Source organism: Vibrio parahaemolyticus, from assembly GCF_900460535.1.
GTDB classification, from domain to species: Bacteria; Pseudomonadota; Gammaproteobacteria; order Enterobacterales; family Vibrionaceae; genus Vibrio; species Vibrio parahaemolyticus.
Window position 1 is genome coordinate 747,502 of the sequence record NZ_UHIL01000001.1, and the last position, 22,277, is coordinate 769,778.

20 protein-coding genes and 1 other annotated feature are annotated in these 22,277 nt (G+C 45.7%); of the genes, 8 read left to right on the forward strand and 12 right to left on the reverse strand.

What is annotated here, in order from left to right:
- Window positions 1-6: 6 nt before the first annotated feature.
- Together DYB02_RS03835 and DYB02_RS03840 are read right to left on the reverse strand one after the other, a co-directional pair.
- Window positions 7-1,677: a sensor histidine kinase gene (locus tag DYB02_RS03835; protein ID WP_005460269.1), complete on the reverse strand. Its 1,671-nt coding sequence runs from the start codon at window positions 1,675-1,677 to the stop codon at window positions 7-9.
- Window positions 1,678-1,822: 145 nt separating this feature from the next.
- Window positions 1,823-3,307, reverse strand: coding sequence for a carbon starvation CstA family protein (locus DYB02_RS03840; protein ID WP_005477897.1), 1,485 nt, complete (start codon window positions 3,305-3,307; stop codon window positions 1,823-1,825).
- Between the two features lie 273 nt (window positions 3,308-3,580).
- Between DYB02_RS03840 and DYB02_RS03845 the strand changes: the two genes are divergently transcribed.
- Together DYB02_RS03845 and DYB02_RS03850 are read left to right on the forward strand one after the other, a co-directional pair.
- Window positions 3,581-3,922, forward strand: a complete 342-nt coding sequence (locus DYB02_RS03845) for a DUF2799 domain-containing protein (protein WP_005460271.1) — start codon at window positions 3,581-3,583, stop codon at window positions 3,920-3,922.
- A 139-nt stretch (window positions 3,923-4,061) separates the two neighbouring features.
- Window positions 4,062-4,394, forward strand: coding sequence for a hypothetical protein (locus DYB02_RS03850; protein WP_029805361.1), 333 nt, complete (start codon window positions 4,062-4,064; stop codon window positions 4,392-4,394).
- A 79-nt stretch (window positions 4,395-4,473) separates the two neighbouring features.
- Here DYB02_RS03850 and murQ read toward each other — a convergent pair whose 3' ends face one another.
- The gene (murQ, locus tag DYB02_RS03855; protein WP_029805359.1) at window positions 4,474-5,400 is read right to left on the reverse strand and encodes an N-acetylmuramic acid 6-phosphate etherase; all 927 of its coding nucleotides are present in this window, start codon (window positions 5,398-5,400) and stop codon (window positions 4,474-4,476) included.
- Between the two features lie 36 nt (window positions 5,401-5,436).
- Entirely contained in the window at window positions 5,437-6,549 is a 1,113-nt protein-coding gene (locus tag DYB02_RS03860; protein WP_029805358.1) for an anhydro-N-acetylmuramic acid kinase, read from the reverse strand.
- 99 nt (window positions 6,550-6,648) lie between these two features.
- Here DYB02_RS03860 and nagZ point away from each other — a divergent pair, with 99 nt between their 5' ends.
- From nagZ to tyrA, 3 genes are all read left to right on the forward strand, one after another.
- Window positions 6,649-7,632 (forward strand): beta-N-acetylhexosaminidase, encoded by a 984-nt coding sequence (gene nagZ / locus DYB02_RS03865; RefSeq protein ID WP_005497202.1) that lies wholly within the window; start codon window positions 6,649-6,651, stop codon window positions 7,630-7,632.
- A 207-nt stretch (window positions 7,633-7,839) separates the two neighbouring features.
- Window positions 7,840-8,913, forward strand: coding sequence for a 3-deoxy-7-phosphoheptulonate synthase (locus tag DYB02_RS03870; protein WP_005488320.1), 1,074 nt, complete (start codon window positions 7,840-7,842; stop codon window positions 8,911-8,913).
- A 25-nt stretch (window positions 8,914-8,938) separates the two neighbouring features.
- Window positions 8,939-10,066 (forward strand): bifunctional chorismate mutase/prephenate dehydrogenase, encoded by a 1,128-nt coding sequence (gene tyrA, locus DYB02_RS03875; protein WP_020904200.1) that lies wholly within the window; start codon window positions 8,939-8,941, stop codon window positions 10,064-10,066.
- 61 nt (window positions 10,067-10,127) lie between these two features.
- On the opposite strand, the gene DYB02_RS03880 is transcribed toward tyrA, so the two are convergent.
- The 3 genes from DYB02_RS03880 to ettA form a co-directional block, all read right to left on the reverse strand.
- Window positions 10,128-11,129, reverse strand: coding sequence for a M23 family metallopeptidase (locus DYB02_RS03880; RefSeq protein WP_005460275.1), 1,002 nt, complete (start codon window positions 11,127-11,129; stop codon window positions 10,128-10,130).
- A gap of 28 nt (window positions 11,130-11,157) precedes the next feature.
- A complete protein-coding gene (locus tag DYB02_RS03885; RefSeq protein ID WP_029806411.1) occupies window positions 11,158-11,526 on the reverse strand; it encodes a PilZ domain-containing protein in 369 nt (122 codons plus the stop codon).
- Between the two features lie 303 nt (window positions 11,527-11,829).
- The gene (gene ettA, locus DYB02_RS03895; RefSeq protein WP_005460278.1) at window positions 11,830-13,497 is read right to left on the reverse strand and encodes an energy-dependent translational throttle protein EttA; all 1,668 of its coding nucleotides are present in this window, start codon (window positions 13,495-13,497) and stop codon (window positions 11,830-11,832) included.
- A gap of 363 nt (window positions 13,498-13,860) precedes the next feature.
- Between ettA and sltY the strand changes: the two genes are divergently transcribed.
- Together sltY and trpR are read left to right on the forward strand one after the other, a co-directional pair.
- Window positions 13,861-15,807 (forward strand): murein transglycosylase, encoded by a 1,947-nt coding sequence (gene sltY / locus DYB02_RS03900; RefSeq protein ID WP_029806413.1) that lies wholly within the window; start codon window positions 13,861-13,863, stop codon window positions 15,805-15,807.
- Window positions 15,808-15,820: 13 nt separating this feature from the next.
- On the forward strand, window positions 15,821-16,132 hold the full coding sequence (trpR, locus tag DYB02_RS03905; protein ID WP_005497218.1) for a trp operon repressor: 312 nt from the start codon (window positions 15,821-15,823) through the stop codon (window positions 16,130-16,132).
- Window positions 16,133-16,180: 48 nt separating this feature from the next.
- On the opposite strand, the gene yjjX is transcribed toward trpR, so the two are convergent.
- The 5 genes from yjjX to DYB02_RS03930 all read right to left on the reverse strand — a co-directional run bounded on the left by yjjX (window position 16,181) and on the right by DYB02_RS03930 (window position 21,162).
- Window positions 16,181-16,714, reverse strand: coding sequence for an inosine/xanthosine triphosphatase (gene yjjX, locus DYB02_RS03910; RefSeq protein WP_021450232.1), 534 nt, complete (start codon window positions 16,712-16,714; stop codon window positions 16,181-16,183).
- Between the two features lie 24 nt (window positions 16,715-16,738).
- The gene (gene pheA / locus DYB02_RS03915; RefSeq protein ID WP_005468591.1) at window positions 16,739-17,917 is read right to left on the reverse strand and encodes a prephenate dehydratase; all 1,179 of its coding nucleotides are present in this window, start codon (window positions 17,915-17,917) and stop codon (window positions 16,739-16,741) included.
- Between the two features lie 13 nt (window positions 17,918-17,930).
- Window positions 17,931-18,052: a sequence feature (Phe leader region), on the reverse strand.
- Window positions 18,053-18,160: 108 nt separating this feature from the next.
- Window positions 18,161-18,487: a ribosome hibernation-promoting factor, HPF/YfiA family gene (gene hpf / locus DYB02_RS03920; protein WP_005468590.1), complete on the reverse strand. Its 327-nt coding sequence runs from the start codon at window positions 18,485-18,487 to the stop codon at window positions 18,161-18,163.
- Between the two features lie 330 nt (window positions 18,488-18,817).
- Window positions 18,818-20,299: an MltF family protein gene (locus DYB02_RS03925; protein ID WP_029806541.1), complete on the reverse strand. Its 1,482-nt coding sequence runs from the start codon at window positions 20,297-20,299 to the stop codon at window positions 18,818-18,820.
- A 134-nt stretch (window positions 20,300-20,433) separates the two neighbouring features.
- On the reverse strand, window positions 20,434-21,162 hold the full coding sequence (locus DYB02_RS03930; protein ID WP_005460312.1) for an outer membrane protein assembly factor BamD: 729 nt from the start codon (window positions 21,160-21,162) through the stop codon (window positions 20,434-20,436).
- A 136-nt stretch (window positions 21,163-21,298) separates the two neighbouring features.
- On the opposite strand from DYB02_RS03930, the gene rluD reads away from it, so the two are divergent.
- Window positions 21,299-22,276: a 23S rRNA pseudouridine(1911/1915/1917) synthase RluD gene (gene rluD, locus DYB02_RS03935; RefSeq protein ID WP_005460300.1), complete on the forward strand. Its 978-nt coding sequence runs from the start codon at window positions 21,299-21,301 to the stop codon at window positions 22,274-22,276.
- The last annotated feature ends 1 nt before the right edge of the window (window position 22,277 follow it).

The window sequence follows — 22,277 nt, forward strand, 5'->3', positions numbered from 1 at the left end:
TTGGGTTTATGATTTCGGGGGAATGATAAAGCTCATTTTAGTAAATTGATGCGTCACACACGCAATTTTTAGCGCTGAATCACGCCCAAATTGATTTGTGAGACGTTTGTCTACAATTTCCAAGCCTAAACCGGAGTGGTTGTCTTTTGGTGGCTGGAAACTGCCTGCGTTGTCCTCGACCGTAATCAGGTGTCCTTGAGGGTGCACTTCGCTGTAAATTTTTACTTTTCCACCTTCAAGCATATTGGAGATGCCGTGTTTGATGGCATTTTCCACCAAGGGTTGAAGTGTGAAACTTGGCAGCTTGATATCGAGCAACTCTGGGTCGATATCTATTTCTACTTCCAAGCGATCCGTGAAGCGTGCTTTTTCGATACTGAGGTAAGAATTGACGTGTGCAAGCTCTTCTTTCAGCGTCACCGTATTAATGTTCTGTTTTAAGTTGCTGCGGAAAAAGTGCGATAAATTTTGAATTAATTCGCGGGCTTTATCTGGATCGCGGCGCGTAATCGCACTGATGGTATTGAGCGCGTTAAACAAAAAGTGAGGGTTTACCTGCGCGTGCAACAGTTTGATTTCTGCCTGCGCTAACAGCGCTTGTTGTTGTTGATAATCGCCATACAAAATTTGGCTGGAGAGCAACTGAGCTATCCCTTCTGCCATTGACATGTTGGCGGTTGAGAACAGCTTACGCTTAGGTTCATAGAGTTTGATTGTTCCGATGACCGCCTTACCCGCTCGCAATGGAATGATCAACGCCGAACCGAGTTTGCAATCTTTCGCCAAAGAACACTGATACGGACGCTCTGTACCATCAAGGTAGATGATGTCATTTTTTTCCATCGAATCTAATGTGCTTTGCGATGAAATAGGCGTATTCGGTCTATGGTGGTCATCGCCAATACCGACAAACGCCAAAATCTTCTCTTGGTCAGTAATTGCAACTGCGCCAACCTTGGTTTCTTCGTAAATGATACGAGCGATTTTTTCTGCATTCTCGGTGTTAAAACCGTTGCTCAAAATGCCTACGGATCGATCGGCGATGGTAAGCGCGCGGCGTGAAAAGGTTGCGGAGTACTTTTCAAAAATGGTTTTTCTATCTTGTAGGATGCTCATGAAAAGTGCGGCACCGAACGAGTTGGCAATGATCATCGGAGCGGCAATCGCTGACACCAGTTCGTAGGCTTGGTCGAAGGGTTTGGCTACCGCCAACAACAAAATCATCTGCACAACTTCGGCAACAAATGTCACGCTGAACACCACGCTTGGGTTGAACAGCAATGCGCCCTTGTTGCGTTTGATAAGGTAGACATGTAACAAGCCACCAATCACGCCTTCAGCAGTGGTTGAAATAGCACAGGCTAGGTCGGTAAAGCCGCCAAGGGAATAACGATGGATCCCGCCAGTTAAGCCGACAGCAAAACCAACTACTGGCCCGCCGAACAACCCGCCCATGACAGCGCCAATGGCACGGGTGTTGGCGATAGCATCATTGATGTGTAGACCAAAGTACGTCCCGAGGATACAAAAGCCAGAAAAGAGCACGTAGCAAATCAAACGATGGCTAAGGCGAGACGAAATACTCAGTAGCGGTAAGATGATGGGTGTTTTACTCAGCATGTAAGCCAAGACTAAGTAAACACACATTTGCTGCAAGAGAGAGATAACCAGTTCCATAGCGAACCTAACCTGAAATTAATGTTGTTATTGTATACCTAAACAACCTCAAGGTTTTATCGGCCTTTAAAGTCATTTAGGTATAAAACAAAAAGAGCCTGCAAACGGCAGGCTCCTTGTCTTAACCAGTCAATATGAGGTTGGCTTACGCAGTTTCTGTTACTGCTTGTGGTTTCTCTTCATCCGCCAGTTCAGATTCGCCTTTACCTTTAGAGGTTTTGATAACGTAACCTGTAACGACTAGGGAGAAGATGACACCCGCGATAGTCGACACTTGCATTGGTAGGCCGAAACCTAGTGAGCTGTTGTTTAGGATGAAAGTCACACATACCGTGGTCATGAACATTGCAGGGATAGTTGTAATCCAGTGCAGTTTGTTGTGACGCAGTAGGTAAGCTGACGCAGTCCACAACATCATTACTGCGGTTGTTTGGTTTGCGAAGCCGAAGTAACGCCAGATGATGCCAAAGTCTACTTGAGTCAACACACCACCGATAACGAATAGCGGCACAGCCATTAGTAGACGGTTACGTAGTGTTTTCTGTTCCATGTTGAAGTATTCAGCAAGGATTAGACGGCTTGAACGGAATGCTGTGTCACCTGATGTGATTGGTAGGATAACCACACCTAGGAAAGCAATGATACCGCCGAATACACCTAGTAGACCAAATGACGCGCTGTATACCACGTTACCAGGACCACCGTTTTTCACTGCTTCAGAAAGCGCTTCTAGAGAGCCGAAGAATGATAAGGCGATAGCACACCAGATTAGAGCGATAACACCTTCACCAATCATTGCACCGTAGAATACGAAGCGACCGTTTTTCTCGTTTTCCATACAACGCGCCATTAGTGGCGACTGAGTTGCGTGGAAGCCAGAGATTGCACCACAAGCGATAGTGATGAACAGTGCAGGCCATAAAGGCATGTCATTTGGGTTTAGGTTAGAGAACATGTCTGTTACTTGGAAATCACCCATCACTGTGTGCTCGCTAGATAGAGCAACCGCAGTCATTAGACCAACCGACATGAAGATAAGTAGTGCGCCAAATAGAGGGTAGAAACGACCGATGATCTTATCTACTGGAACGATTGTCGCGATGATGTAGTAAGCAAAAATAACCACAACCATTGTTGTCATGCTTACGTTTAGGCTGGTTTGATCATTGATTAGGTTTGTGATCATGCCCGCTGGCGCTGATACGAATACCACACCAACAAGAAGCAACAGGACAATGGCAAAGATATTCATAAAGTGTTTTGCGCCATTACCTAAGTAGCGACCAGTAATCGTTGGCACTGATGCACCGCCGTTACGCACTGAAAGCATACCTGAGAAGTAATCGTGTACGGCACCTGCAAAGATACAACCTACAACAATCCAAAGCATTGCGGCTGGGCCGTAAAGTGCACCCATGATTGGGCCAAAGATAGGACCTACACCAGCGATGTTAAGTAGCTGAACTAGGTAAACCTTCTTTGTTGACATTGGAACAAAGTCAACACCATCCGTTTTGGTGTGTGCAGGGGTTTGGCGTTTCTCATTGATGCCGAAAATTTTCTCAACGAAAGCGCCGTAGATGAAGTATCCGCCGATGAGGGCAGCGACACAAGTTAGAAACCACATCATAGCAATTGTCCTTGGTTGGGTAGGGTAATTTTTTAATCTCAGGGTGCATGTTATGCGGCACTTGTGTTAAATGCATTCGCTTAGTAGATGAGTGGTCGAATAGAGTAGCGAGTGGTCGATATACCGATTGAGTGGTTTGTGATGCTCGTGAGTGGCGCGTTTCATCATTAAGTGGTTTTGCGGTTGCGTGAGCGGCGAAATCTGAGTGTTGAGCGGCAGATTCTGAGAATTAGTGATAAGCTTGTTTTGAAAACAATCAGTTAAGGAAGAGTTATGAAAAAAGCGACGTTGGGGTTGGCTCTGGTATTATTGGCTGGGTGTGCTGCAACCACGGAAGATCTCGCCAAATCGGGTGATTGGTATCAGATTGGTTATCAAGATGGCATCGCAGGGCACACTTCTCGTAGTGTAAAAGAGCTGAAAACGTTGGGCACTGCTAACCCTGGTGATTATGACCGTGGCTATTTGGAAGGTGTCGCTGAATATTGCAATCCAGACTTTGCTTATCAAATGGGTCTATCTGGCCAATATTATGAGGGTGTCTGTGAGGGCACTGAGCAAGCTCAAAAATTCCGTATGGAATGGCAACGAGGCTGGAACGAATACAGTAATTAATAAATACAGTAATTAACGCCAAAACTCACTGTGTTTCATAATCAAGACGATAGTTTGGCTTGTTGAACTTCTGACAATTCTATCGGATCGCTTTGGTCTACTTGGCTCATTGAGATTGAGTAATAAGTGATATTGAAATATGAAAAAGTACTTTTTAGTTACGTTAGTATTACTGCCGCTAACCGCAAGTGCCAGCAATATGCTGAAAGATACGATCAAAGCGAAACGCAAATACGACCATAACAAACATCAGATTACGAATACGCTCAATAATACCAAGCGGGATATTGAAGATCTCACCAACGGGACTTACGTGCAAAACAAAATGAAACGGGAAGTAAACGAGGCGACAAGCCAGTACACGAATAAAGTGGAACGCGTTAAAAATGCCACTGACCCAGACCAGATCAAGCGTAAGGTGAATAACGAGTTAAATCGCGAATTTGATGAGTGGTTGTATGATGAGGATTGATGCTTGATGTGTCAGCACCGGCGAAAAGATAAGGTGGCCCATGAGCCACCTTTTTACTATCCAACCTTCTTACATTCGGTCAGTTTGCTTTGTGGCTTTCTACCGCTTTACGCAAGAAGCCCTCTTGATGATGAAGGTGCTGACGTGCGGACTCGATATCAAGATCGGTCAAGATCATTAAGATCGCCAGTTTCACCTCATAATTGGTCTGCTTAAGTACCTCGGTTGCCTCTTCTTTAGTGCACTCCGTCGCCTGCATAACAATGCGAGCAGCACGCGCGACCAATTTGTTGTTGGTCGCTTTCACGTCCACCATCAAGTTTTGGTAGCTCTTACCTAAACGGATCATACTTGCTGTAGTGAGCATGTTGAGCACCAACTTTTGCGCGGTGCCTGATTTTAAGCGAGTGGACCCCGTCAAGGCTTCTGGGCCAACAACGGGGCTTATTGCGATATCGGCAATATCTGCGATAGGAGAATCCGGATTGCACGACAACGCAACGGTAGTTGCACCAATCGTATTCGCGTACTCCAAACCGCCAATCACATAAGGTGTTCGACCACTGGCAGCTATTCCTACCAGTACATCATTGCTGCTGAAGTCGATATCCGTTAAATCTTGCTCACCAAGTTGAGGTGAGTCCTCTGCACCTTCTTTGGCTTTTAGTATCGCTTCTGGGCCACCAGCGATAAGGCCGATCACCATTTTGTCCGATACGCCAAACGTTGGTGGGCATTCCGAGGCATCCAGTACACCTAAACGGCCGCTCGTGCCTGCACCCATATAAATTAAGCGTCCACCCACTTTAAAGGCGTCGGTGATCTTATCGACCGCTTGAGCAATTTCAGGCAGCACTTTTTCAACGGCAAGCGGAACGAGTTTGTCCTGTTGGTTGATGCGTTGAACAATATCGAGAGAAGGCAGCAAGTCGATGTCCATGGTATCTGGATTTCGCCCTTCAGAGACCAAATGGGATAAAGCTGCGATAAGTGCATCGTTCGTCATAATGAATTAAGCCTTTTTGTTTAGGGTCTATTGCCCTTAATTTTTTGAATAGAGCACACCAAGTGAAGCGAGGCGACTTGCCCCTGTGACTTCCGGTAAATTGCTAGGGAGGCCATGAATATGGCGCTGCGCAAGCCAAGCAAACGCCATAGCTTCCATGTAGTCGCCATCAACGCCTTTATCGGTAGTGGTTGTCACATGCCATTGGGGGAGAAGTTCCGCTAAACGTTGCATCAAAAGTGGGTTGCGTGCCCCCCCGCCGCAAACCAACAGCTGAGGAGTCTCGCCATACGTGAACTTTGTTACGTCATGCGCAATAGTGATCGCGGTGTATTCGCACAAGGTGCGTTGGACGTCTTCGACGGATACATTGTAATTGGCTAACTGGTGATGTAGCCAATCCATGTTGAACAGTTCACGTCCAGTACTCTTCGGGGCTGACATTGCGAGATAAGGCTCTTTAAGTAAATGAGCCAGCAATGCTTCGTTGACGCTGCCTCGCTGGGCAAGTTGCGCGTCTTTGTCGAAACCGTGGCCAGTATGTCGCTCACACCATGCGTCCATCAACATATTGCCCAGCCCTGTATCGTAGCCGTGCACGGGTTGCTGCGGATGCAAAACCGAAATGTTGGCAATGCCGCCGATGTTTAGCACGACCGTTGTGGAATCTTGCATGGCAAAGATGCTTTTGTGAAAAGCGGGAACCAGTGGAGCACCTTGTCCACCCAGCGCCATGTCTTTACGACGAAAATCCGCTACCGTATCAATGCCTGTTTTGACCGCGATAATGTTGGCATCGCCCAATTGAGTGGTAAACGGCAAGTCTCCGGTAGGCTGATGGAACACTGTTTGACCGTGATTACCAATCGCACGAATTTGTTCTGCGACGTAACCAGACTTATTGAGTAGCTGCAACACGGCATCTGCAAATAGGTGGCCGAGCTGGTGGTCAAGTTCACCGATGGCTTTTAAGTTTGTCGCTTGACCGGTACAAACCGATAACAGCATTTCTTTCATCGCCGCAGGCATTGGATAGTCGTCGTGCGCAATTAAGCGAACGTGATTATCTGTAATCTCAACCAGAGCGGTATCAACGCCGTCCATACTGGTTCCAGACATCACACCAATGTACAGTTCGTTAAATTTCATAGCCGATCTCGTCAATTCTTCATTCACTTATTGTAAAGCAAATCTGAAGCGAATAACCTCATCGAATACGAGATATTCAGCCGATTTTGAGGAGAAAAAATGGGACCGTTATGGGTTGACGTTGCGGGTTATGAACTGACCGCAGAAGACAAAGAAATTCTGGAACATCCTACGGTTGGTGGCTTGATCCTATTTACTCGTAACTATCATGATAGTGAACAGCTTCAAGCACTTACTCAATCTATCCGCAAAGCTGTGAAACGCCCATTCCTGATTGGTGTGGATCAAGAGGGCGGGCGAGTACAACGCTTTCGTGAAGGTTTCTCGTTAATCCCTGCCGCCGACGAATACGCCAAACATCACAATGGCGAAGAGCTAGCACGTATGGGCGGTTGGCTAATGGCAGCCGAGTTGATTGCTCACGACATCGATTTAAGCTTTGCACCTGTGCTCGACAAAGGTCATCAATGCAAAGCGATCGGTAACCGTTCATTTGGTGAAGATGCCGATACCATCCTTCGTTATAGCACCGCTTATATGCAGGGTATGAAGAGCGTAGGAATGGCGACGACCGGAAAACATTTCCCAGGTCATGGTGGTGTGATTGCTGACTCACATTTAGAAACGCCATACGACGAGCGCAGCGACATTTTTGAACAAGACATGGCTATCTTCAAAGCGCAAATTGATGCCGGTATTTTAGATGCCATGATGCCTGCTCACGTGATTTTCCCGAACTACGATTCTCAGCCCGCAAGTGGTTCTGAATACTGGTTGAAACACGTTTTACGTCAACAGCTTGGTTTTAAAGGCTTAATTTTCTCTGATGATTTGACGATGGAAGGCGCAGCGATCATGGGCAGCCCAGCTGAGCGTGGGGCTCAAGCCATGAAAGCCGGTTGCGATATGCTATTGATGTGTAATAAGCGTGAAGCACAAGTTGAAGTGTTGGATAACTTGCCTGTTTCAACCGTGCCATTGGCGGATGCGCTACTCAAAAAACAGTCGTTTTCTTTAAGCGATCTCAAATTGTCTCATGAGTGGAAAGCGGCGAGTGAAGCGATGAAACGCTTGACCAGCTAAACCTCTTGTAAACTGTTAAAAACACCAATTAGAAGCCAAAGCTCATTAGACTTTGGCTTTTTCTTTGTGTGTAAATTAATATTTACAGTAAATGTTTTTTATTGTGTACGCTTGTTTTTCTTTTTTAGCCTGTTATCTTGTCGTTAAAGCTTAGTTGTCTCACCAAGGATTTGGTTGGGTGTAAAAATAAATATACAGGTTTGAATTATGCAAAAAAGTGAATTGAGCAATATTAACATCAGCGATGAACAGGTTCTTATTACGCCAGATGAGCTAAAAGTGAAGCTTCCTCTTAGTGAAAAGGCACGCCGTTTTATTCAAGAATCTCGCCAAACCATCGCCAACATCATTCACAAAAAAGACCATCGCCTACTTGTCGTATGTGGACCATGCTCTATCCATGACATTGAAGCCGCAAAGGATTACGCGAAGCGTCTAAAAGCTCTTTCTGAACAACTAAGCGACCAACTGTATATTGTAATGCGTGTTTACTTTGAGAAGCCGCGCACTACGGTCGGCTGGAAAGGCCTGATCAATGACCCACACCTAGACGGCAGCTTCGACATTGAACACGGTCTGCACGTAGGACGTGAACTGCTGGTGGAACTGGCGGAAATGGAAATCCCACTTGCAACCGAAGCTCTTGACCCAATTAGCCCACAATACTTAGCCGATACTTTTAGTTGGGCAGCGATCGGCGCACGCACAACAGAATCACAAACACACCGTGAGATGGCTAGTGGTCTTTCGATGCCGATTGGCTTTAAGAACGGCACAGATGGCAGTTTGGCAACCGCAATCAATGCGATGCAGGCCGCCTCTTCTAGCCACCGCTTTATGGGTATCAACCGTGAAGGTCAAGTTGCGTTGCTCACAACCCAAGGTAACCCGAATGGCCACGTGATCTTACGTGGTGGTAAACAGACGAACTACGATTCAGTATCCGTTACGGAATGCGAACAAGAAATGGCGAAATCAGGTCTTGAAGCGTCATTGATGGTGGATTGCAGCCATGCAAACTCACGCAAAGATTACCGTCGTCAGCCATTGGTCGCAGAAGATGTGATTCACCAAATCCGTGAAGGGAACAAGTCGATCATCGGTTTGATGATCGAGAGCCACATCAATGAAGGTAATCAATCTTCTGATCTGGCGTTGGATGAGATGAAATACGGCGTATCTATCACTGACGCTTGTATTAATTGGGAGTCAACTGAGGCACTATTACGTCATGCACACGAAGAGCTGGTGCCTTTCTTAGAAAACCGCCTTAAAGGCTAAAACGGAACTTATTTAAGGAACATCAATGGCAGTTGAACTTAACGCATTGCGCGATCAGATTGATGCAGTCGACAAACAAATGCTTGAGCTTTTGGCTCAGCGTTTAGCGCTGGTAGAAAAAGTTGGGGAAGTAAAAAGCGAACACGGTTTGCCTATTTATGCCCCTGACCGTGAAGCGGCGATGCTGGCGTCTCGCCGAGCAGAAGCTGAAAAAATGGGTGTCCCACCTCAGCTTATCGAAGACATTCTTCGTCGTACCATGCGTGAGTCTTATGCCAGCGAGAAAGATTCCGGCTTTAAGTGTTTGAACCCAGAATTACGCTCAGTGGTCATTATTGGTGGTAATGGCCAGTTAGGCGGTCTGTTTGGCCGCATGTTCAAGCTATCAGGTTACCAAGTGAAAGTTTTGGGTAGCAAAGATTGGGATCGTGCGGATGAGATTCTCAAAGACGCAGGCCTAGTGGTTGTCACCGTACCGATTCACCTGACGGAAGGGGTGATTGAAAAACTGGGCAACTTGCCTCAAGACTGCATTCTGTGTGACCTGACGTCTATCAAGTCAAAGCCGCTGCAAGCAATGTTGAATGTGCACGCTGGACCTGTGGTTGGTTTACACCCGATGTTCGGCCCTGATGTTCCTAGTCTTGCCAAGCAGGTGATTGTGTACTGTGATGGGCGTGGTAACGAGCAATACCAATGGTTGTTGCAACAGTTTGGTATTTGGGGCGCGAGCTTGTGTCAGATTGATGCGCAAGAGCACGACCATGGCATGACGTTAATCCAAGCGCTGCGCCACTTCACGTCATTTGCTTACGGAATGCACCTTAGCAAAGAGAACCCGAATATTGAGCAACTGTTGAAACTGAGCTCGCCAATTTACCGTCTTGAATTAGCAATGGTGGGGCGTCTGTTTGGTCAGGATCCGAATCTCTACGGTGACATCATTCTCGCATCGCAAGAGAACATCGATATGATCAAGCGTTTCCATCAACGCTTTGGGGAAGCGCTTGCGATTTTAGACAGCAAAGACAAAGCCAAATTTGTAGAAAGTTTTGAGCAGGTGAGTGATTGGTTTGGTCAATACTCTCAGCAATTTATGAACGAGAGCCAAAACTTACTCAAACAGGCGAATGACAATATCCATCGTGGATAATGTTATCCTCTTAAAAGAAAAGAGCAGCTCTAGGCTGCTCTTTCTATTTCAAGGAATGACATCAGTTAATAATCGTTTCGTTGTTGTCTTCACTAGAAACAGTATTAATCGTTGTGTCGCGGTAGGGTGAGTTAGTTAAGTTGATTTGTAGACGCACTACATTATCAATCAACTGAACTAATGGACCCCATTTCACCATCTTCTCTTTCTCAAACACGTAGTTGAAGTTTTCTGGCGTCCACTCCATTAGTGATTGAGGGTTTAGTGTGCGACCTAGAAATCTCACTTCATAGTGCAAATGTGGGCCGGTTGAATTTCCTGAGTTACCACATTGCGCAATGACATCACCTTTACTAACAAACTGGCCGCTTTTGACATTGAACTTGTTCAAGTGAGCGAAAGAGCTAGAGAAACCAAAAGAGTGACGCAGGGTGAGGTAGTTACCATAACCTTTGTTTCCTGGACGTACGGTTTCAACCACACCGTCTGCAGGTGCGAGGATTTCTTCACCGCGCTTACAGGTCAAATCGATACCGGTATGCACGTGTCTTCTGCCTGAGATAGGATTGATCCGACTGCCGTAAGAAGAAGAGATTCGTTGATACGTCACTGGGCTATCATTCGGAATCAAACGGAACATGGTCGCACGAACCGCAGAATCTATAGCTGCCGCATCAATTCGCTCTTCTAAGGCGAGGTTGTTCTCATCGATAGACAGCTCTTCATCAGCAAGGCCGAGTACCGATTCCACATCAAATACGCGCTTTCCAAGCAGTTGAATCTGGTTGTTCTTGTCCGTCAAAGCTTGAGAGAGTGAGTGGTTGGTATCCAATTGCTCTTCATAGAGCGCTGTGATTTCTGCTTTCTCGCTTTCTAGTTTGGTAATGGTTTGCGCCAGCGTTGTCTGATTATGAATCTGTTGCTGGTTCAAATACCAAGCCCCGCCGACAACGGCAGGTAAGGCGATGATCGAAGTTACTATGGTTAGGACCGAACCGCGGCCCAAATAAAATTGCTGATCACCGTTTTTAGTGGGGATCTGCATGATGATTTTTTTAGACATAATTATTGTTACTTAAATAGGCGTTGATTTATTTTTCCCCTAAATCAGAAAGATGGTCTAACTCTCGATTCAGAAGTTCGTTATTGCCTACATTCAATTCGATAAATCGTTTTAATTGGCTAATGCTTTCAATGCCGATGTTGGTGATCTTGAGCCGTATTTGGTCTTGAGTGACGTCTACGATCTGTGCCGTTAACGTAATCTCTTGTTCAGACTGGTGGAACGAGAAACCGACATCAACCAAAAGTGCAGGATTCAATGTATCCAAGCCTTGGGCTTGTAAGAGTAAGCCATGCAAGGAAAGATCTTGAATCGTAGCGTTAAGTCTCAAATCACGTTGTTCTAACTGAGCTGGAGCTTGGTAGATGATGCGTGAAAAGCGTCTTTTCTCCGTCATATTGCGCTCTCTAAGGCATTTAAACAGATTGAATAGTATATCAAGAAGAACAAAAAGTGTTCGAATGTTGTTTAAAAACTGTCGAGAACGCTACAGAGTTACGTAAGTGCACGGTCATGTTTTTCACTGACCCAATGACTCTCAAATCATCAAATACCTTAATAACGCCAATCAAAATGGCCCAGAAAGGCGCTTTTAACTGGCTGGGGTATACGACAAAGGCCGCTATGATAGCGGCCTTTGTATAAATTACCAACAGACTTTCCAGAAAGCGTAAGTTTCGGTGTCAGTCTGTCGTAATCATTATTTCGCAATACGTTTGTATTTGATACGGTGCGGCTCTGCAGCTTCAGGGCCCAACGTTTTCTTCAACCAATCCATGTACTCAGTGTAGTTACCTTCGTAGAAGTTAACTTGGCCTTCGTCACGGTAGTCGATGATGTGCGTTGCGATACGGTCTAGGAACCAACGGTCGTGCGAGATAACCATTGCACAGCCCGGGAACTCTAGTAGTGCTTCTTCTAAAGCACGTAGCGTTTCAACGTCAAGGTCGTTGGTTGGTTCGTCGAGTAGTAGTACGTTACCGCCCGCTTTAAGCAGTTTTGCTAGGTGTACACGGTTACGCTCACCACCAGATAGCTCGCCAATCACTTTCTGTTGGTCTGAGCCTTTGAAGTTGAAACGTGAACAGTACGCACGCGCAGGGATTTCAAAGTTGTTGATCTTGATGATGTCAGCGCCTTCAGAAATCTCTTGGAATACCGTGTTCTTATCGTTCATTGAATCACGGAACTGCTCAACAGATGCGAGTTTCACTGTGTCACCCATCTCAATGGTACCTGAGTCAGGTTGTTCAGTGCCGCTTAGCATCTTGAATAGCGTTGATTTACCCGCGCCGTTGGCACCGATGATACCCACGATCGCACCTTTAGGCATGTTGAACGATAGGTCATCAATCAGAACGCGACCGTCAAACGACTTAGTCAGGTTCTTCACTTCAATCACTTTGTCACCTAGACGCTCACCTGGTGGGATGAACAGCTCGTTGGTTTCGTTACGTTTTTGGTGCTCAGTGTTTTGTAGCTCTTCAAAGCGCGCCATACGTGCTTTAGATTTTGCTTGGCGACCTTTAGGGTTTTTACGTACCCATTCAAGTTCTTTCTCGATGGTCTTTTGGCGAGCGCTTTCTTGTGATGCTTCTTGTTGTAGACGTGCATCTTTCTGCTCTAGCCAAGAGGTGTAGTTACCTTCCCATGGAATACCTTCACCACGGTCAAGTTCAAGAATCCAACCGGCTGCGTTGTCTAGGAAGTAACGGTCGTGGGTGATCGCCACAACAGTGCCAGAGTAATCCACTAGGAAGCGTTCTAGCCATGCAACCGACTCTGCATCCAAGTGGTTGGTTGGTTCGTCGAGTAGTAGCATGTCTGGTTTCGATAAAAGCAGACGACAAATTGCTACACGGCGACGTTCACCACCAGATAGGTGAGCGATTTTTTGGTCCCATTCAGGTAGACGAAGTGCATCTGCCGCACGCTCTAGCGTGTTTTCTAGGTTGTGGCCGTCTTTTGCTTGGATCAGAGCTTCTAGTTCACCTTGCTCTTTCGCTAGGGCATCAAAGTCTGCATCTGGTTCTGCGTATGCAGCGTACACAGCGTCAAGACGTTTCAGTGCGTCAGCAACGTCAGCAACTGCTTCTTCAACGACTTCACGAACGGTTTTCGATTCATCGAGTACTGGTTCTTGCGGTAGGTAGCCAACGTTTAGGCCCGGTTGTGGACGTGCTTCACCGTCGATATCCGTGTCGATACCAGCCATGATACGTAGCAGGGTAGATTTACCTGCACCGTTCAGACCTAAAACACCGATTTTCGCACCAGGGAAGAAGCTCAGAGAGATGTCTTTAAGAATTTGACGCTTAGGTGGCACAATTTTGCTCACCCGCGACATGGTATATACGTATTCAGCCATTGCCGATCGTTCCTAAATTAACTGTCATTCAAACCCACTATTTTATACCAACTCCCTTTGTTTTGTTACCGGATTGCAAGAATTTCCCTATGGATGAGATTTCTTATTTTCAGCTGACCGGAAACTTACACGGTTAGGGTATACACTTTTGTTATTCGCTTTGATTTTAGGAGCGTCTGCATTGCTTATTGGGAACATCATGCCTCTATTGTCTTAAAAGTTTCACGAGTACAAATTTTAATACACCAAGTTGTTTTACAGTGATAGCCGCATTCCAAACGAATGAATGCATGGATTCAAAGCGCCTTCAAAACACTGAACTCTAAGAAAACTAGGCTTTGGGGCAGTAAATGTCTGGGGAAAATGACACAAATGAGATTCAACGTATCTGAATTGGCTAAAAACGTGTGTTATGCCGCTGCGTTATGTGCAGTGAGCATGACGGCAAACGCGTCGCTCAGCTTAGAAAAGCAGCGCGAAGTATATGAACAAGCTCAAGATTTATTAGATAAGAATGACATTGACGGATACTTATCTATTCGTCCAAAAATTGCTGATTATCCACTGACTCCTTATGTGGATTACCGAACGTTCATCAGGCAGCTATCCATGAAATCACCACAACAAGTGGATGCTTTCATTAATGAGCATGAGGCGTTCCCTTTCTCACGTCGCATTCGTGCGCCTTATCTCGATAACTTGTACAAACAGAAAGATTGGAAAACCATCACTGAGTTTCAAAAAGTCATTCCAAGTGGTGAGCGTTATCAGTGTATTTTTTACGTTGCTCAGTTAAAACAAGGCAAACAAATTGCTGCGTTTAAAGGCGCAGAAGATATGTGGCTAAGCGGTTCTAGCATCGCGAGTGAGTGTGACCCGTTATTTAATGCTTGGGATAAAGCGGGTGGACGTACAGACGATTTGATTCTGCAACGCATGTTGTTGGCGTTTGATGCTCGTAACGGTAGTTTGATGGCTTATTTGCAAAAGCTGCCAAGCTCTGCAAAAGCGAAACAACAAGCGCAAGAAATGAAAGCGCTGTTTGATAAACCTGCAACGGTGGCTGAGTTTGCTAAGAAAAAGCCAGCCAACGACTTTTATCGTGCTCAAAGTGAGTATGCGTTAGAAAAGCTAGCCCGCATGGATGTCAATCAAGCTCAAAAAGCGTATACGCAAGTCGTGAAAGGACAAAAATTCTCAGCAGAAAAAGCCCAAGCACTTGCGGACTACATTGCGATTCGTCTGATTCGTACTGAATCCGATGCACTAGCCAAATGGCGAGATGATAAGACGAAAACCAGTAAAAATGTCGCTTTGATCGAAAATCGTATCCGTCTAGCAATTCAAAATGCAGATTGGAAAGGTGTTCAACAGTGGATTGCCGTACTCAACAAAGATGAGCAAGCCTCGCTTCGCTGGCAATATTGGTTAGGTCGAAGTGAGATTGCGCTGGGTGATGATATTGCTGGCAAACAGCGATTGGCGACCTTAGTTGGTCAGCGCAATTTCTACAGCGTGGCTGCGGCGAATGCGATTGGTCAGTCAATCAAATATCCATCTCATCGTATTAAGCTCGATACTAAGGTTATTCACCCGTATCAAAACTCTCTCACTCGTATTGAAGAGTTGATTGCGACAGATAAAATTGCGGCAGCGAAAAGTGAGTGGGCACATTTGCTGAGTCGCGTAGGTAAAGATGAAAAGGCGATGTTGGCGGCGTATGCCTCATCCAAGAATTGGCATCACCTAACCGTCACCGCCAGTATCCAAGCGCAAATGTGGGACAACATTGAACTGCGATTCCCAATTGCGCACCGCTGGTGGTTCAACTTTTATGCGAAGAAGCATGACATCGACCCGATTACGATGATGTCGTTAGCCAGACAAGAAAGTGCATTGGATTCAGAGGCGCGTTCTCCGGTAGGGGCTCGCGGTATCATGCAAATCATGCCAGCGACTGCGAAGTACACGGCACGTAAATACAAGCTGACTTATCAAGGTAGCGATGATTTATACAACGTCGGCAAAAACATCGAGATCGGTAGCCATTATCTGCAAGGTTTGCTAGAGGATTACGATAATAATCGTATTTTTGCGCTCGCCGCTTATAATGCTGGCCCTAACCGAGTAAAAACGTGGCGAGAGCGAACCCAAGGCAAAGTGGACGCATACGCTTTTATTGAGGCGATTCCATTTAACGAAACTCGTGGGTATGTGCAAAACATTTTGATGTTTGAAACCTACTATCGTGATCTTTTGGGTATCGACGGCGCGTTCTTGAATCAACACGAGATCAATACCAAGTATTGAGTGAGGTAACTTGATGTCACACGAACCCGAGTACAGAGACTGGCAACAGATTGTCGAGCTAATCCGATCCAGCGTGGATAGTCAGCAACATGAGATGCTGTTAACCATGCTGATGACACCTGATGAGAGGGAATCATTAACTGCACGCGTTAACATTCTTAATGAGCTTCTCAAAGGGGAATTATCTCAACGTCAGATCAGTCAGATGCTTGGTGTTGGCATTGCCACGATCACTCGTGGCTCAAATGAGTTGAAGTCGAAATCCGAGGCGGAAAAAGACAAGCTGAAACTCTTACTAGAGCAAGTGGCTCAAGTCGCGAAGTAACAGAAAAGGGCGGAAATATCCGCCCTTTTTCGTATCTGGTAATTCGAATTAAAGATTGGCAGGGAAGTGGTCTGGATTCGTAAATGGAATCAGCGCCAGAATTAATGCTTGATGATACACCGAGCTACGAGTTAATTGGTTTTGGGTCAGCAAGCTGATTGCGCCGCCCTTTTGTTTGATGTTTTCGGTGCCAAATACTTTGTCCATCACATCACCAAGTTCATTAGCATCTGCAAGTTGAGCTAATACTTCTGGCGGTAGCATCAAACTGGCTGAGCGAGATTCTCCACGATGGGTATCTGATTCAATCACCATCCACGCAAACGTCACATTGCCTTCAATTCCAGCTTCTAAGCCAACATAAAAGTCTGCAGTTGGCATTTCCACTTTGGCATTTTTAACTCGATTGACTGCGCCGCGATGGGTCTCTTCGTTAGTCATCGGCTGATCGGCGACTTCACTCGGAACGCTGATGCCGACAAACTCAAAAGCTTGTTGAGGGAATGCGCTTTGAAATGCACTCTTTACCGCATTGATTTTTGCAGGGTTTAGAGAGGCGATAACGACTTTTTGGGTTGCCATGATCTTTTTACTCATCGATGTCTATTAGCTCAATTTCACTTGCGTTGGTTTGATGTTTTCGCTTGGATAACAACCCAGTACTTTCAAGTGTTTAGTGATTTTTGTTAGCTCTTGCAATGCTTGCTGCATTTCGGTTGAGCCTAGGTGCGCTTCTAGATCAACGTAGAACATTTCTTCCCACGGATTACCCATGATTGGACGCGATTCTAACTTAGTCATATTGATGCCGTAGCGTTGCAGTACCAGTAGAGTTTCAACTAATGAGCCCGCCTCTTGGGAGGTCGACATAATCAACGTCGTTTTGGCTGGAATTTGTGTTGAGACTTCAACTGGTTTACGCGCGACGACAATAAAGCGTGTGTGGTTTTCGGTTTGGTTTGCGATGTTGCCTTGGATCGCTTGCAGGCCGTACAACTTACCACTTGAAGCATTACCAATTGCGGCCACATCATCACGATTCATCTCTTGGACTTTTTGCATCGCGTCTGCTGTGCTTGCGCAAGACTCAAGTTTCACGCCTTTCATACGGCTTAAGAATTCGCTGCACTGTTGGTGCGGTTGCGGATGCGAGTACAGTGTTTTGATGTCTTCGAGGCGAATGTCTTTCGTTGCAACTAAGCAGTGCTCGATAGGTTGAGTCAGCTCACCAACAATATACAGCGTGGTGTGTTGTAGTAGGTCATATACTTCATTGATCGAGCCCGAGCTTGTGTTTTCGATGGGCAGCACACCGTAATCAGCATGGCCTGATTCCACCGTTCGAGTCACTTCTTTGAAATGCTCACAATTTAGCTCGATAAGCTCGGTATTTTTACGACTGAAATATTCGCGGCTTGCCAAGTGCGAGTAAGAACCTTTGGCTCCCAAGAAAGCGACGCGTGCAAGTGGCTTGCGGCTTTGTTGCGGGTTAACAAGGTTTTGCAGATAACCTTGTTGAAGTAAGACCGAATCTTCAATGATGGTGTGGAAAAGTTTGGTGATGTACTGAGCGTCGAGTTCGTATTTGTCTCGGCCGTTAGAAATCAGCTTAACCAACAGTTGTTGCTCTCGAACGGCATCACGAACTGGTTTTGAGGTTTGTACTTTGCTTTTGGCTACTTCAATGCTGAGTTTACGGCGTTCAGACAGCAAGCTAAGGAGCTGGTCATCAAGCTCATTCAAGCGTAAACGAATTTCTTCAAGGGAAATAGGTTGGTCAGTCATCAATTCTTTCCTTATAAAAAAAGCCTCCCGAGTGGGGAGGCTTTCTGTTTGTTTTTGACTTTTCTTTCACAAACGAGTTAGCCCCTCCAACTATGGAAGGAAAAAGAAGTCAAAAATAAACAGTGAGGTTAAGTGCATAAATAGTGCTTAATTTATGAGTGTTTAAACACAATAAGCAAGCAGGCGGGGAGCGTCAAGCAAAAAAATAGCGCCTTTCGGCGCTACTTCCTCAATCTGGTCGGTTTACTCTTCTTCTTCCACTAGCTCAGGCTTATTGGCACGACGAGCTTCAGGTTTGTGGGTCAGCTTATTCAGTTGTCGTTCTAGTTTTTGCTCCACTTCATTGATAGCTGCGTAAAGATCTTCGTGAGTTGCTGAGGCGACAAGTTGGCCTTTAGGAACTTTAATTACCGCTTCGAATTTCTTCTGTTTATTCGGTTCCTCACTGAAAGTTGCTTGGCATCCAATAATGTCGACTTGCCATTTCTCCAGTTTTTTAAACTTGCTCTCAATATGAGCACGGATTGCAGAGGTGATTTCGATGTTTTTGCCAGTGATATTCATTGTCATAAGTGTTTTTCCTCTGTTGCATCCCTCATGGGTTGAGTTCAGATTACCGCTTTAAGGATAAAAGAATGTGATTTAGATCACTTTTTAAGTCGTGTTTTTGATGATGAAAAATGAATGTGATCTCACTCAAGATCTGTTGAGATTTATCGCAAAATTGCTTGTTATCGGTTAGCAAATCATTAGATTGGATAGAGTACTCAGCTGAAAACGCCTTCGTTTTTAGGGACGTTGTTCAGCCTGTTTTTTAGAGTGGTTAAATTTTAACTAGAATGAAAATGTGACATTAATCAATCTGCAATTTCAAAGTACACTGAATAATAAAAATGCCGCTTAATTAACAAGCGGCATTTTTGTATCTGGCGTTTGAGTGATTTTCCTTATTGGTGTCATAAAGATCGGGTCATCAGGAATCAGCAGCACATTTTCTAGTGTTTTGGCGAGGTCTAAGCTCTCTAGTTGCTTATAGATGACGTAGTAACGGTTCACGCTGGTCACATAACTGACCGTTGAGCTGAGGCTTTTTCGCATGACCACTTCGACATTATTAAACCAAACGTTGGGGTCGTAACCTTGCTGTGCGGCTCGCTTGCGCATTTTCTCGACATTACCTGGGCCAGCATTGTAAGCCGCCAAGGTAAAGTAAATTTTGTTCTCAGCCGTTATGGCCTTATCGCCAAAGTACTGCCGACGTAAAAACGCTAGGTATTTCGCTCCTGCGTGGATGTTGTTTTCGAGTTGTCGAACATTTTTGATGTTGATGTTTGGATCGCGCGCTGTGCTCGGTAAGACTTGCATTATGCCCACTGCGCCTCTTGTGCCGACTAAGTTGTTATTAAATCCGGACTCTTTATACGCAACCGCCGCAATCAGCAAATAATCCAAGTCATATTTCTCCCCGTAGCGCGAAAACAGCGCCGACAGTTTTTCTAGCTGGGCAATTTTCTTAGGGTTAAGTGCCTTATTGAGCCAATTGGTATTGTCGATGTATTTGCTATATATGACGTTTCCAAGGAGTGTGCCTGAGCGAGATTTTTGGATGAATTTGTTCACCACTGCTTTGAGTTGAGGACTGTTTTGTCGCATTACCCAAGCGATGTTGCCGTTTTTGCGAAGAGGGACTTTCTTATGCGCTTTGATGTCATCCATCGCATTGAGCCAAAGTGTGGCTTTGTGGCTATCTAAAACGATGGCTTTGATATAGCCATTGTTGAGCATGCCGACGAGTTCGTAGTCTTGCAGAGTCTCTTCGATGAAGTGCACGATAATTGGCGGTAAGCCTTTCTTGTTCAGTGTTTTGTTGACGGCTTGAATGCTTTCAAAGTAGCTGGAACTGGCACGTACCCAAACCTCCTTACCGCTCAACTGCTCGAGTTTGGTGATGGTTGGAGTACTTTTGTTGGTGATCACCCACTCTTCAATGCCGGATAAGATTGGGGTACTGAAGTCGACTTTTTGTTTTCGGGCATCGGTGATCGTCAAGTTTGCCACCACTAAATCACCAGAGCCGTTTTCGAGAGAAGGGAGTAATTGGTCTCGCGCTAGAGGGATGATTTGTACGTTCAGTTTGGGTTTGATTTTGCGTAAATCTTTTTCAAAGTGAGCCAGCAGCTCTGCGCCAATCCCTTTTGGTGTTCCTCCTTCGATATAGTAGAAGCCTAAATCGGCAGAGACTAAAACGCGCAATACGTTTTTCTCTTTGATGACATCTAAGTCACCCGTGTACGGAGGCTGTTTTAATGGTGAGATTTCCAAAGCGTAAACGGACGCCGACAACAGAAAGAACAGCATTGCCCAAAACTTAGATATGGTCACGTTCACGTCCAGTTTAATGGTGGAGTAGAACTCTAAGCATAAGTTGTGCTCAAAAAATCATCAAGATTGTTCAAAGAGGAGGAATTGGTGGTAGAAAACAAAACCGCCACAGTTTGAGCTGTGGCGGTAGGCGTTTATTTGACAGGATTTAGCTTAATGAGCGCTTCTGTTCTTGCAACGGCATCTTCTAGTTGCAGCTGCTTGTAGGCTTCCAGCTGAATTTCTAACGATTTACGAGCTGCTTCTGTATCAGGGAATGATTTTTGAAGCTCTTGGCTACGGTTAATGGCAGCAATCCATGCTTCACGGCGAAGGTAAAAATCAGCGGTAGCTAAATCGTAATTCGCCAAGCGGTTTTTCAAGGCCACCATGCGTTTTTGTGCATCTTCCGCATATGGGCTGTTTGGATAACGTTGAAGCAGCTTCTTAAAGTCATCAAATGCTTTTTTCACGGGCTCTGGGTCGCGGTCGCTACGATCGATGCTAAACAGGTCGTGCATAAAGTTACGATCTTGAGCCATGTGGCTCAGGCCACGCATGTAAAGCACCCAGTCCATTTTTTCATGGGTAGGGTTTAGGCGCATAAAGCGAGAGATGGTTGCTAAGCCTAACGCTAGGTCGTCGTTTTTGTAGTATGCGTAAATAAGGTCAAGTTGCACCTGTTCAGAGTAGGCACCAAATGGGTAACGTGAGTCTAACGCTTCCAGTTTCTCAATCGCAGAAAGCCAGTTGCCACTTTGAAGTGAGACTTGTGCGTCTGCATACAGTTCCGAAGGTGGCACATCAGGAACGATTTCTTCTTTGCTTGCACATCCAAACAGAAGAGATACCGCTAAAAGGCCTGTTAAAGTCTGACGTTTCATATCAGGAGTCTGTTCCTTGAATCTAAATATTTCTTAAGCTGCCGTTACTTTCTTTCCAGTAACAGATACAATGACGTAATAGTCTATTTTTCCACAGTCGTGAGCATTAGTCTCACAGTTTTTAAAAAAGTTCGATATGGCTCAGCAGATTGTATTAACAAATACCGTAAAAGATAGCCAGTTAGGTCAACGTTTAGACCAAGCTATCGCCGAATTGTTCGCTGACTTCTCTCGTTCGCGCCTGAAAGAATGGTTGCTGGACGGGAAAGTTCAAGTGAATGGTGAAGTTGTCACTAAACCTCGCACCAAAGTTATGGGTGGCGAGGAAATTACTTTGCAAGCCGAGCTGGAAGATGAAGAACGCTGGGAAGCGCAAGATATCCCACTAGATATCGTCTACGAAGATGATGACATCATCGTAATCAATAAGCCTCGTGACTTCGTCGTTCACCCTGGTGCTGGTACACCAGATGGTACCGTGCTGAATGCATTGCTACATCATTACCCAGACATCGCAGAAGTACCGCGAGCGGGCATCGTACATCGTCTCGACAAAGACACCACTGGTCTGATGGTTGTGGCGAAAACCGTTCCTGCGCAAACGCGTTTGGTTCGTGCCCTGCAAAAACGCAACATCACGCGTGAGTACGAAGCGATTGCAATCGGTCGTATGACAGCGGGTGGTAAAGTGGATCAACCAATTGGTCGCCACTCGACTAAACGCACACTCATGGCTGTAGCTCCTTTGGGTAAACCTGCGGTAACGCACTACCGTGTAGCAGAACACTTCCGTGAGCATACGCGTATCCGTCTGCGTTTGGAAACGGGTCGTACTCACCAAATCCGTGTTCATATGTCTTACCTACAGCATCCTCTGTTAGGTGATACTGCCTACGGTGGTCGTGCACGTATTCCTACTGGTGCATCGCAGGAACTGACGGACATGATTCGTGGTTTCGATCGTCAGGCGCTACACGCTGTAATGCTTCGTTTTGAACACCCGATAACTGGTGAAGAACTGGAATTCCATGCTCCAGTGCCAGACGATATGGTGGCAATGACTGAAGCGCTGCGTAAAGACACTGAAGAATACGGTCTACCGGACGAGTTTTAAG